Here is a 12,320-nt window from a genome sequence, read left to right on the forward strand (position 1 = left end):
AGGTAGTTGAACAAGGAGGGACCATCGTGCGTCGATCACTCATCATAACAGCAGCCATCCTCGGCTTGGCGGCGAGCACCTCCGCGCGAGCCGACGATCTCAAGGTTGCGCTGATCTACGGCAAGACCGGCCCGCTGGAAGCCTATGCCAAGCAGACCGAGATCGGCCTGCAGATGGGCTTCGAATACGCCACCAAGGGCACCATGACGGTCGACGGCCGCAAGATCGTCGTCATCACCAAGGACGACCAGGGCAAGCCGGACCTCGCCAAGGCCGCGCTCGCGGAAGCCTATCAGGACGACAAGGCCGACATCGCGATCGGCACGACCTCGTCGGCCGCGGCCCTCGCCATTCTCCCCGTCGCCGAGGAAAACAAGAAGATCCTGATCGTCGAGCCGGCGGTTGCGGACCAGATTACCGGCGAGAAATGGAATCGCTACATCTTCCGCACCGCGCGCAATTCGTCGCAGGACGCGATCTCGAACGCGGTCGCTATCGGCAAGCAGGGCGTCACCGTCGCCACGCTGGCGCAGGACTACGCCTTCGGCCGTGACGGCGTTGCCGCCTTCAAGGAAGCGCTCGCCAAGACCGGCGCAACGCTCGGCGCCGAGGAATATGCCCCGACCAACACCACCGACTTCACCGCCGTGGGCCAGCGCCTGTTCGACGCGCTGAAGGACAAGCCGGGCCGCAAGATCATCTGGGTGATCTGGGCCGGCGCCGGCAATCCGCTCGCCAAGCTCCAGGACATGGATCCGAAGCGCTACGGCATCGAGCTGTCGACCGGCGGCAACATCCTGCCGGCACTGGCGGCCTACAAGAGCCTGCCCGGCATGGAAGGCGCGACCTACTACTACTACGACATCCCGAAGAACCCGGTGAACGACTGGTTCGTCGCCGAGCACCAGAAGCGCTTCAACGCACCGCCAGACTTCTTCACCGCGGGCGGTTTCGCCGCCGCGATGTCCGTCGTCACCGCCGTCACCAAGGCGAAGTCGACCGACACCGAGAAGCTGATCACGGCGATGGAAGGCATGGAGTTCGACACGCCGAAGGGCAAGATGGTGTTCCGCAAGGAGGACCATCAGGCGCTCCAGAGCATGTATCACTTCAAGGTCAAGGTCGACCCGAACGTCGCCTGGGCCGTGCTCGAGCCCGTGCGCGAGCTGAAGATCGAGGACATGGACGTTCCGGTTCGCAACAAGCGCTGAGCGCTCGTGCTTCACCTCCCCCGCTTGCGGGGGAGGCCGGGAGAGGGCCTTATCCTCTCGGGGAGTCCTGGTCGCGGAAACACCCTCTCCCCCATCCTCCCCCGCAAGCGGGGGAGGGAGCGCAGCGTGACCGCGGATAAATCTTCATCTCATCATTCGCCAGACTTCCAATGACGCTCTCTCTCGAAACCCGCGACCTCACCATCCGCTTCGGCGGCCATGTCGCGGTCAACAACGTGACCTGCAGCTTTCGCCCCGGCGAGCTCACCGCCATCGTCGGCCCGAACGGCGCCGGCAAGACCACCTATTTCAACCTGATCTCGGGCCAGTTGCGCGCATCCGGCGGCAGCATCCTGTTCGACGGCACCGACATCACGCACCACTCCGCGCCGATGCGCACCCGCGCCGGCCTCGGCCGCGCCTTCCAGCTCACCAACCTCTTTCCGAATCTCACCGTGGAAGAGAACGTTCGCCTCGCGGTGCAAGCCGCCAGTGGCACCCATTACGACATGCTGCGGCCCTGGATGGTACGCCGCGACCTGATCGCGCGCGCCGATGCCATCCTCGACCAGGTCGCGCTCGGCGGCCGCCGCGGCGTCGCCGCAACCGTGCTGTCGCATGGTGACCAGCGCAAGCTTGAGGTCGCGCTGATGATCGCGCTGGAGCCGAAGGTGTTCATGTTCGACGAGCCGACCGCCGGCATGAGCATCGACGAGGTTCCGGTCGTCCTCGATCTGATCGCGCAGCTCAAGCAGGACAAGAGCAAGATCATCCTGCTGGTCGAGCACAAGATGGACGTGGTGCGCTCGCTCGCCGACCGCATCATCGTGCTCCACAACGGCCAGCTCGTCGCCGACGGACCGCCGGCCGAGGTGATCGCTTCGCCGATCGTGCAGGAAGCCTATCTCGGCATCGCTCCCAAGACGGCCGCGGAGGGCGCAGCATGACCGATCTTCTCAAGCTCTCCGGCGTGCATACCCACATCGGCCGCTATCACATCCTCCAGGGCATCGACCTCGCCGTCGCGCAGGGGCAGACTACGATGCTGCTCGGCCGCAACGGCGCCGGCAAGACCACGACGCTGCGCACCATCATGGGCCTGTGGCAGGCCTCCAAGGGCGAGATCAGCCTCGCCGGCGAGCGCATCGAGAGCCGCGCCACGCCCGACATCGCGCGGCTCGGCGTCGGCTACGTGCCGGAGAGCATGGCGGTGTTCTCCGACCTGACGGTGAAGGAAAACCTGGTGCTGGCGGCCCGCGACGGCCCGCTCGACGACGCCCAGCTCGACTGGATCTTCGGTTTCTTCCCGGCGCTGCGCCGGTTCTGGCTGTCACGCGCGGGAAGCCTCTCCGGCGGGCAGAAGCAGATGCTGTCCATCGCACGCGCGATCATCGAGCCGCGCAAGCTGCTGCTGATCGACGAGCCGACCAAGGGCCTCGCGCCTGCCATCGTCATGGCGCTGATCGAGTGCCTCAAGGAGATCAAGCGCAAGGGCGCGACCATCCTGCTGGTCGAGCAGAATTTCTTCGCCGCCCGCGAACTCGGGGACAATGTGCTGGTCATGGACAACGGCACCATCGTCCATCGCGGCGAGATGGCGGCGCTGGCCGCCGACGTGCCGCTGCAGGAGCGGCTGCTCGGCCTGAGCCTGGAGGCGCATCAGTGACTGAACTTGCCGCAACCGATCCGTTGCCGAAGCCGAAGCGCGACATCGCGCCGATCCTGCTGCCGATCGTGCTCGCCCTGATCATGATCCCCCTGATCGGCTCGACCAGCTCCTGGCTGACCCTGACCGCCGCGAGCTTGGCGATGGGCATGATGATCTTCATCATGGCGTCCGGCCTCACGCTGGTGTTCGGCCTGATGGACGTGCTCAATTTCGGCCATGGCGCCTTCATCGCCGTCGGCGCCTATGTCGCGACGCTGGTGCTGGCGCCGTTCGCGGCATCCATCCAGGCGGATTCGCTCTGGATGAACCTCGCGGTGCTGGCGCCGGCCGCGCTGCTCTCGATGGCGGTGTCCGGCGCGCTCGGCCTGATCGTCGAGCGCGTGCTGATCCTTCCGGTCTACGGCCAGCACCTGAAGCAGATCCTGATGACGACCGGCGGCCTGATCGTCGCCGAACAGGCGCTCTACGCCCTGTGGGGACCGCAGATCATCCCGATGCCGCTGCCCGCCTCGCTGCGCGGTTCCTTCATCCTCGGTGACGTCGCGATCGCGAAATACCGCGTGCTGGCGATGCTGATCGGCCTCGCCGTCTTCATCGCGATCCAGCTCGTGCTCAACCGCACCAAGCTCGGCCTGCTGATCCGCGCCGGCGTCGAGAACCGCGAGATGGTCGAGGCGCTCGGCTATCGCATCCGGCGCCTGTTCCTCGGCGTGTTCATGACGGGATCGGCGCTGGCCGGTCTCGGCGGCGTGATGTGGGCCCTCTATCGCGAGCAGGTCCACGCCTCCATGAGCGACGATCTCACCGTGCTGATCTTCATCGTCGTCATCATCGGCGGCCTGGGATCGATCGGCGGCTGCTTCATCGGCGCCATCCTGGTGGCGATGGTCGCAAACTACGGCGGCTTCCTGGTGCCGAAACTCGCTCTCGTCTCCAACATCCTGCTGATGGTCGCCGTTCTGATGTGGCGGCCGCGCGGCCTCTATGCGGTGACCAGCCGATGATGATCCTGTCAGGCGATCCGCCGCGCAGCCGTGTTCTCACGCTCGTTCTCGTCCTCATCATCCTGGCACTGGCGGCAACGCCGTTCCTGTTCCCCGGTGCCAAGGCACTGAACGTCGCGGCCAAGATCTGCGTGTTCGCGGCGCTGGTCGCATCTTACGACCTGCTGCTCGGCTACACCGGCTCGGTGTCGTTCGCCCACACCATGTTCTACGGCATCGGCAGCTACGCGATCGCCATCGCGCTGTACGGGATGGGCCCGAACTGGGCCGCGGTCGCGACCGGCATCGTCGTCGGGCTGCCGCTCGCCGCACTGCTGGCGCTTGCGATCGGCCTGTTCTCGCTACGGGTCGCCGCGATCTTCTTCGCCATGATCACGCTCGCGGTCGCCTCCGCCTTCCAGGTGCTGGCCTCGCAGCTCTCCTGGCTCACCGGCGGCGAGGACGGGCGCAGCTTTCAACTGCCCGAATTGCTGCGACCCGGCACGGTGCTGATCTCCAAGAACCTGTTCGGCTTCGAAATCAACGGCCGCATCCTGACCTTCTATCTGGTGTTCGCCATCTCGGCTCTGATGATCCTCGCCTTGTTGCGCGTGGTGAACTCGCCGTTCGGGCGCGTGCTCCAAGCGATCCGCGAGAACCGCTTCCGCGCGGAGGCGCTCGGCTTCCGCACCGTGTTCCACCTGACCTACGCCAACTGCCTCGCCGCGCTGGTGGCGGCCAGTGCCGGCATCCTCAACGCGCTGTGGCTGCGCTATGCCGGCCCTGACACCTCGCTCAGCTTCTCGATCATGCTGGACATCCTGCTGATGGTGGTGATCGGCGGCATGGGCACGATCTACGGCGCGATCATCGGGGCAACCATCTTCATCCTCGCCCAGAACTATCTGCAGACGCTGATGGGCGTGGCCTCCAAGGCGGCCAGCGAGGCCGGCCTGCCGCTGCTGCCGGGGCTCTTGCACCCCGACCGCTGGCTGCTCTGGCTCGGGCTGCTGTTCATCGCCAGCGTCTATTTCTTCCCGACCGGGGTGGTCGGACGGCTGCGCAACGGCCGCGGCGAGAAAAGCGCGGGTGCCGCGCATTAGGCTCTCGTTAATGATGCAGCGCACCGCTAAGTGACGGCTTCTTACAACCAGCGCGCGATGCGCCAGCTGCTCGCGTTCCCCGATATATCCGTAGAACTGCGCAACCGGCTTAAGCCTTGGCTAACCGGCTTTCCTAAGCTTTGCGCCATTTGTCCGGTGTATTTCTGCTCGTTGGGGAGTGGGAATGCGCCGGGTGTTTTCAGGGATCGCCGCGAGGATGTCCGCAGCCGCAACAAGCGGCCGCGAGGCTTTCGCTTGGCGTGGTCCCGTGCTCTGGCTGACCCTGTCCGGTGCCCTGCTCGTGGCCGGCATCTTCGCCGTCACCGCGATGGCCGTCGGCGAGTTTCGCGAACGCACCCTGGCCAACCGCGAGCGCGAGCTGGAAAACACCGTCCGGCTGATCGCGCGCCATTTCGACCAGCAATTCGAGGACGCCGACATCGTCGCGGCCGAACTGATCGGACAGATGCGTCTGCCGGAGATCATCTCGCCCGGGATGTTCCGCGAACGCATGTCCGGCCCCGCGGCGCGCCAGATGCTCCGCGACAGGATGAGCGCCGTGTCCTATCTCGGCGACATCGCGATCTACGATGCGGACGGCGAACTGATCAACTGGTCGCGCGCCCAGCCAGTGCCCAAGGTCAACATCTCCTCGCGCAGCTATTTCCGGACCTTCAAGTCGAATCCGCTGTCCGAACCGATGCTGCTGGAATCGGTGCGCAGCTACCTGATCGGCAAATGGACCACGGTCGTGGCGCGGCGGCTGACGCTGCCGGACGGCACGTTCGTCGGCGCCATGGTCCGCCGGATCGACCCCGACAGCTATCAACGCTATTTCGCTTCGGTCGCCCTCGCCGAGGGCGCGGCCATCTCGCTGTTCGATCGCGAGGGCAAGATGCTGACGCGCTATCCGCATGTCGAGGATCTGATCGGCAGGAGCTACAAGGACGCTCCGCTGATGCAGAAGGTGCTGGCGCGCGGCGGACAGCAGACGCTTCGTGTCAGGAGCCCGGTCGACGGCGAGCAGCGGCTCGGCTCCGCCGCCTCGCTCGCGCATTTCCCCCTCGTCATCGTCGCGACCAACACCATGTCGGCCGCACTGGCGGACTGGCGCCAGCAGACCGGCTTCATGATCACCACGGCCACGCTTTCGGCCGGCGTGATCGCGCTGATCCTCTATCTGATCATCCGCCAGATCAACCGGCAGAACCGCGAAGCCCAGGAGCGGCTGAGAGCGGAGCGGCAGCGGCTCGACACCGCCTTGAACAACATGTCGCAAGGGCTCGTGCTGTACGACGTGTCGGGGCGCCTCGTCATCTGCAACCAGCGCTATCTCGAAATGTGCCATGCCGCGGCGGACGTGGTGAAGCCGGGCTGCTCGTTCCGCGACGTGCTCCAGCACCTCAAGGACCACGGCTCGTTCAACGGCGACGTGCAGGAGATGTTCGCGAAGGTCACGAGCGACGTCGCGCGAGGCTTGTCGGGCCAGGCCATCCTCGAGTCCCGAGACGGCCGCGTGTTCCAGGCGCTCTACCGGCCGCTGGCGAAGGGCGGCTGGATCACCACGATCGAAGACATCACCGAGCGGCGCAACCTCGAACAGGAGCGCGACCGCACCCAGACCTTCCTGCGCGAGATCATCGACCACATCCCGTCCCAGATCACGGTGAAGGACGCGCGCACCCGCGAATATCTGCTGATCAACGGCGTCGCCGAGCAGCAGTTCGGCCGGTCGCGCCGGGACGTCGTCGGCAAGACCGCCTTCAGCATCTTCCCGGACGCGTCCGCAAGGCTCGTGACCGAGGACGACGACGAGGCGCTGCAATCGACCAGGGGATTGTTCAAGGACGAGCACCCCTGGCAGACCCAGGCGATGGGGCTGCGCTACATCACCTCGACCCGGATCGGAATCCGCGACGACACCGGCGAACCGCGTTATCTCATCCACGTCGTCGACGACGTGACCGAACGGCGCCGCGCCGACGAGAAGATCGAGCATATGGCGCATTACGACGCGCTGACCGACCTGCCGAACCGCACGCTGTTCCGCGAACAGATCGAGCGCGAGCTGGCGAAGGTCGCGCGCGGCGGACAGTTCGCCCTGCTCTACATCGACGTCGACGAGTTCAAGGGCATCAACGATTCGCTCGGCCATCACGTCGGCGACGAACTGTTGAAGGCGATCGCGGGCCGCATCCGCGGCTGCCTCAGGAAAGGCGACCTGATCGCGCGGCTCGGCGGCGACGAATTCGCGGTCATCCAGACCGGCGTCGAATCGTCGGAGGATGTGCTGGCCTTCGTGACACGGATCCACGAGGCGATCCGCCGTCCCTATCACTGCCTCGGCCATCAACTCTCCACCGACGCGAGCATCGGTATCGCGCTGGCCCCGCAGGACGGCACCGACCTCGACCAGCTCGTCAAGAACGCCGACCTTGCGATGTACGGCGCCAAGGCCGAGGGCCGCCGCACCTATCGTTTCTTCGTGCCGGAGATGGATGCGAGCGCCAAGGCACGCCTCACCATGGAGCAGGATCTGCGGCAGGCCCTGGTGGACGGCGGTTTCGAGATTCACTACCAGCCGCTGGTCAACCTGCGGACCAACGAGGTCTCCGGCTGCGAGGCGCTGCTGCGCTGGCGCCATCCCGAGCGCGGCATGGTCTCGCCCGCCGAATTCATTCCGATCGCCGAGGACACCGGCCTAATCAACGAGCTCGGCGACTGGGTGCTGCGGACAGCCTGCAGCGAGGCCGCGACGTGGCCCGCGCATGTGCGGCTCGCGGTCAACGTTTCGCCGGTGCAGCTCAAATGCGACACGCTGGCGCTCAGGATCGCCGGCGCGCTCGCCACGTCCGGGCTCGATCCGCGCCGGCTCGAGATCGAGATCACCGAAGCCGTGCTGATCCGCGACGACGAGGCCGCGCTCTCGATCCTCCACCAGCTCCGCTCGATCGGCGTGCGCATCGCGCTCGATGATTTCGGCACCGGCTATTCCTCGCTCAGCTATCTGAAGCGCTTCCCGTTCGACAAGATCAAGATCGACCGTTGCTTCGTCGCCGACATCGCCGAAGCGAGCGGCGCGCCCGTCATCGTGCAGGCGGTGGTCAACATCGCCACCGCCAGCAGGATGACCACGGTGGCCGAGGGCGTCGAGACCGAGGCCCAGCGCGAGATGCTCCGCGCGCTCGGCTGCACGGAAATGCAGGGCTATCTGTTCAGCGCCCCGAAGGCGGCGGCCGAGGTGCGGAAACTGTTCGGCACGGGAGATACCGGGCCGGTGGCGGCGGTGGCCTGAGATGGCAAAGCCGGCCAAGACCGTCGACGTCGCGGATTCCTATGCGGTGCGGCTGATGCAGCATCTGGTCGTGCCGACCTTCGTGATCGATCCCAGGCGCCGCGTCGTGATCTGGAACAGGGCCTGCGAGCGGCTGACCGGCGTCGCCGCCGCGGAGGTGATCGGCACCACGAAACACTGGCAGGCGTTCTACGAGACGAGGCGGCATTGCCTCGCCGATCTCGTCGCGCTCGACATGCCGGAAAGACTGCCGGAGCTCTATTCGGAATACGCCGCGCGCGGCCATAACGGGCTCGGCTTCAGCGCGGAGAACTGGTGCGTGATGCCCAAGCTCGGCAGCCAGCTCTATCTCGCCATCGACGCCGGCCCGATCCACGACGAGGCCGGCAACCTGATCGCGGTGGTGGAAACGCTGCGCGACCTCACCGGCCAGAAGCGCGCCGAGACGGCGCTGAAGGAGCTCGCCACCAAGGACGGATTGACCGGGCTCTCGAACCGCCGATCGTTCGACCAGATGCTGATGACCGAATGGGCCCGCGCCCAGCGGACGCAGAAGCCCCTGACACTGCTGTTCGTCGACGTCGACCATTTCAAGCTGTTCAACGACCGGCACGGTCACCAGACCGGCGACGAGTGCCTGCGCGCGATCGCCGCCGTCGTCAGCCGGCACGCGGTGCGTCCGCTCGACCTCGCCAGCCGCTACGGCGGCGAGGAGTTCGCGCTGATCCTGCCGGACATGACCTGCGACGCCGCCTGCGCCGTCGCCGAGGACATCCGCGGCGCGGTCATGGCCCTGCAGATCGTCCATGGCGCCATCGGCGCCGGCGACTACGTCACGCTCAGCGTCGGTGTGGCGAGCCATGTCCCCGGTGAAAGCGACGGAGCCCCCGACCGGCTGCTCGGCGCGGCCGACCAGGCGCTCTACGCGGCCAAACGCCTCGGCCGCAACCGCGTCATCTGCGCCGACCGGATGCTGGCCGAGTTCGCCGCCCTTGGCCGCGAGCCCCCGCCGGTTCCGGCACCTTCCCGGAGCAAATCCGCCTAGACCGGCGCGGCGAGAAGCGGTTGCCCACCACCCGCCAATCGGCTAAATGAACCCCACTGCACCCGTAGCTCAGCTGGATAGAGCGTTGCCCTCCGAAGGCAAAGGTCACACGTTCGAATCGTGTCGGGTGCGCCAGCTGCCATCAAAGCCCTCCCTGATCGCGCGTTTTGGATCGCGGTTTCCCGGTTTGCGCCGAAGACGGGCGTGAACGACGTGTTCGAATCCGGCCTCGTGACCGAGAGACCAGCGCATCGAACCCGCAACCTGCCGATCATTGAGGCGGCTCGCCACACTGCCGCTGCGGCAGCATGGCGAGACCCAGCCGTTGCGAGCGCGATCGCGCCCTCCCGATCATTCAGTGCCTGACGTGCTCGAACACGACGATCACGCCGGTCGGCTCCGGCTCGTGCGCCATCAGCCGCGTCAGATCCGCATCGCTCCAATGTGCGAGGCTGACGACCTCGCCGGTATGGCGTTCTGCTCCGGGAGACTGGGCGGGCTCGAGCACCTTGAGTCCGCTTTCATCGACGAAGAACGTGTGCTCGCCGAACATGCTGTTGAGCTGCGGCATGGCCGGATGCTCGTCGGGCAGAACCTGTGCGCCGAGTTGATTGACGGTCTGCGTCACCTGCGCGGATGTAAGTTTCATGAGCTGTTCCGATTCTGGCTTTCCGTTTCGTGGATAGCGGCCAAGGCAGGTGTTCCCCGCACCTTGTTCACCCCGCTCAGGCTCCGAACGAGTGCTGCGGACAAACGTTCCGATGGGATGCAATTCGTGATCGATGGTTGCATCTGCCGCGTTCGCGGCACGAGATCGCCACGGTGTGCACATCATTGGAAGCGGATGCGCAGCGGCGGGAGCGCTACTCGTTCCGGTTCTCTCCGACCGACAGCGCGCAGATGCGTGACAGATATGTGTAGGGCAGGCCGGTCTCGTCCGACCACGCGTTGAACTGGGCCTGCACCTTGGCGAGGTCGCGCTTCGATTTCACGTCCTCGGCGACGTCGAGGCCGGCATCGCGCAAACACGCGACGACATCCCGCGACGTGACAAAGCCGTCCCAGCCGACGAAGCGAAGCAGCATCTGCCCGGTGTTGCCGCCGAGCCGGCTGCCGCGTCTGGTCAGGAGATCGAGCAGGCCGATCTGGTCGGACGACGGCCATTTCGCCAGAAACCTGCCGAAGCTGCCGTGCTCTTTCGCTATGTCCCGAACGAAGCCGGCGTTGTCGCGCACCGACATGATCTTGGCGCCATTGCGCACGATGCGCACATCGCGCATCAGGCCCTCCCAATAGTCTTCGGGCTGGAAGGTCAGCTTGGACGGAACGAAGCCGAGGAAGGCGTCCTCGAAGCCGTCCCATTTCGCCTCGATCACGCTCCAGGTGAAGCCGGCGCAGAACACCCGCCGGGCCATCTCCGCGAGGATGCGATCGTCGCCGAGCTTGGCCAGGCCCTTCAGGTCGGGCCTGTCAGGCATCAGCTTGTCCAGCGCCTTCGGCCCGCCCTTGCGCTTCTCGGCACGGGCACGAATGGTCTTGAAGGAGGTCATGGGGTCCCCAGGTTCGGGCGACCCACGACACCAGAATTCGAAGAGCCGGTCCAGCCCTGATCCCTTTCCAGTGGCACCCGGACGATCGCGCGCCAATGCGCCGCAGCCTGCTCGTCATCGGATCGGCAAGCCGGCGGCCGTGATGGTCTGCTTCTTGCTTCGGGAAACCCTGGATTTTTGGGCATTTTCAGTTTTTCACGAATGGATATTCCATGCGCTGCCTGGTCGTGGCCGACCTGCATTATTCGCTGCCGCAGTTCGACTGGCTGGTCAGCGCCGCGGCGCAATTCGACCTGGTGATCTTTGCCGGCGATGCGCTCGACATCGGCTCAGCGGTGGATTTTCGCGCGCAGATCGTGGTGGTGAAGAAGTACCTTGCCCTGCTCAGCGCCCAAACCCGCGTGATCCTCTGCTCCGGCAATCATGATCTCGACGAGCGCAACGCGGAGGGCGAGAAGGTCTCGCGCTGGATCGCGGAGGTGCGCGAGCTCGGAATTGCCTGCGACGGCGACAGCCTCACCATCCGCGATACGCTCTTCACGGTGTGCCCATGGTGGGATGGCCCGCTGGTCAAGCAGCGGCTCGCCGACCAGCTCCGGGAGGCGTCGACCCACCGCCCGCCGCGCTGGATATGGGCGCATCACGCACCACCGGCCAATTCGCCGACGAGCTGGGGCGGGAAGCGCTTCTTCGGCGATGTCGAGCTCGTGCAGTGGATCATGCAGTATCAGCCGTCGATGGTGATCTCCGGCCATGTGCATCAATCGCCGTTCATCCGTGACGGTTCTTGGTTCGACCGCGTCGGCCAGACCTGGGTCTTCAACGCGGGGCTGCAGCCGGGACGGCCGCCGACGCATATCGTGCTGGATTTCGATGCGCACCAGGCATTCTGGCTCGCGGCCGGCGAGGCGCAATGGATCGACCTTGCCGCGCCATTGAAGCGACCGGCCCTGCCGGTCGAGGACACGCCGGACTGGCTCAGATCCTTGGATCGGATTGCCGATCCGAGCCTGGCGAGACCTCAAGCGGCGGCAGGTTGATCATGCTCTGGAGCACCTCGCCGACCATCGCGAGGTGCGTACCGTGCCCGGCATATTGCCGCTTGAGGTCGGCAAGATAGGTGTTGGCGACATTGAGCCGCTGCGCCAGCATGCGCGCCAGCAGCAGGGCGACATCCGGCTCCCGCCGCAGAAATGATGCGGCGTCCTCGAATTCGTAGACCACCGCGTCCGAGCAGGCCCGCACGGTTGCGGTGTGCGGCTGTCCGAGCAGCACGGACATCTCGCCGAGCACCGCGCCGGGCTCGGTGACCGTGGCGACCACCATGTCGCCCTTGGTCACCTCCAGCTTTCCCTCCATCAGGACGTAGAGATGGCCGGTGGTGCCGCCCTCGGTCACGACGAGCGTGCCGGCGGCAACCCGCCGCTCCGTTCCGCCGGTGCAATAGTCCAGAACCGCGCGCAT

11 protein-coding genes and 1 tRNA gene are annotated in these 12,320 nt (G+C 65.9%); 9 read left to right on the forward strand and 3 right to left on the reverse strand.

Features of this window, described 5'->3' with window-relative positions; all coding sequences use genetic code 11:
- Window positions 1–26: 26 nt before the first annotated feature.
- The 8 genes from QM712_RS08585 (at window position 27) to QM712_RS08620 (ending at window position 9,441) form a co-directional block, all read left to right on the forward strand.
- Window positions 27–1,211: a substrate-binding domain-containing protein gene (locus QM712_RS08585; RefSeq protein WP_415022645.1), complete on the forward strand. Its 1,185-nt coding sequence runs from the start codon at window positions 27–29 to the stop codon at window positions 1,209–1,211.
- A 170-nt stretch (window positions 1,212–1,381) separates the two neighbouring features.
- Window positions 1,382–2,158 (forward strand): ABC transporter ATP-binding protein, encoded by a 777-nt coding sequence (locus QM712_RS08590; protein WP_415022646.1) that lies wholly within the window; start codon window positions 1,382–1,384, stop codon window positions 2,156–2,158.
- Window positions 2,155–2,877 (forward strand): ABC transporter ATP-binding protein, encoded by a 723-nt coding sequence (locus QM712_RS08595; RefSeq protein ID WP_415022647.1) that lies wholly within the window; start codon window positions 2,155–2,157, stop codon window positions 2,875–2,877. Before QM712_RS08590 ends, QM712_RS08595 begins: the two co-directional genes overlap by 4 nt.
- Window positions 2,874–3,884 (forward strand): branched-chain amino acid ABC transporter permease, encoded by a 1,011-nt coding sequence (locus tag QM712_RS08600; protein WP_415022648.1) that lies wholly within the window; start codon window positions 2,874–2,876, stop codon window positions 3,882–3,884. Before QM712_RS08595 ends, QM712_RS08600 begins: the two co-directional genes overlap by 4 nt.
- Entirely contained in the window at window positions 3,881–4,966 is a 1,086-nt protein-coding gene (locus QM712_RS08605) for a branched-chain amino acid ABC transporter permease (RefSeq protein ID WP_415022649.1), read from the forward strand. Before QM712_RS08600 ends, QM712_RS08605 begins: the two co-directional genes overlap by 4 nt.
- A 184-nt stretch (window positions 4,967–5,150) precedes the next feature.
- Window positions 5,151–8,261 (forward strand): EAL domain-containing protein, encoded by a 3,111-nt coding sequence (locus tag QM712_RS08610; RefSeq protein ID WP_415022650.1) that lies wholly within the window; start codon window positions 5,151–5,153, stop codon window positions 8,259–8,261.
- Between the two features lies 1 nt (window position 8,262).
- Window positions 8,263–9,306, forward strand: a complete 1,044-nt coding sequence (locus QM712_RS08615; protein WP_415022651.1) for a diguanylate cyclase — start codon at window positions 8,263–8,265, stop codon at window positions 9,304–9,306.
- A 58-nt stretch (window positions 9,307–9,364) separates the two neighbouring features.
- Window positions 9,365–9,441: transfer RNA gene (locus tag QM712_RS08620), tRNA-Arg, on the forward strand.
- A gap of 220 nt (window positions 9,442–9,661) precedes the next feature.
- On the opposite strand, the gene QM712_RS08625 is transcribed toward QM712_RS08620, so the two are convergent.
- Both QM712_RS08625 and QM712_RS08630 read right to left on the reverse strand, forming a co-directional pair.
- Window positions 9,662–9,955, reverse strand: coding sequence for a hypothetical protein (locus tag QM712_RS08625; protein ID WP_415022652.1), 294 nt, complete (start codon window positions 9,953–9,955; stop codon window positions 9,662–9,664).
- A 214-nt stretch (window positions 9,956–10,169) separates the two neighbouring features.
- Complete coding sequence (locus tag QM712_RS08630) at window positions 10,170–10,856, reverse strand: DNA-3-methyladenine glycosylase I (RefSeq protein ID WP_415022653.1); 687 nt, start codon at window positions 10,854–10,856, stop codon at window positions 10,170–10,172.
- 212 nt (window positions 10,857–11,068) lie between these two features.
- On the opposite strand from QM712_RS08630, the gene QM712_RS08635 reads away from it, so the two are divergent.
- A complete protein-coding gene (locus QM712_RS08635) occupies window positions 11,069–11,896 on the forward strand; it encodes a metallophosphoesterase family protein (protein ID WP_415022654.1) in 828 nt (275 codons plus the stop codon).
- Here QM712_RS08635 and QM712_RS08640 read toward each other — a convergent pair.
- Window positions 11,835–12,320, reverse strand: a complete 486-nt coding sequence (locus QM712_RS08640) for a Crp/Fnr family transcriptional regulator (protein ID WP_415022655.1) — start codon at window positions 12,318–12,320, stop codon at window positions 11,835–11,837. The genes QM712_RS08635 and QM712_RS08640 overlap by 62 nt on opposite strands.

The sequence above is a fragment of the Bradyrhizobium sp. genome, assembly GCF_047605465.1.
GTDB lineage: Bacteria > Pseudomonadota > Alphaproteobacteria > Rhizobiales > Xanthobacteraceae > Bradyrhizobium.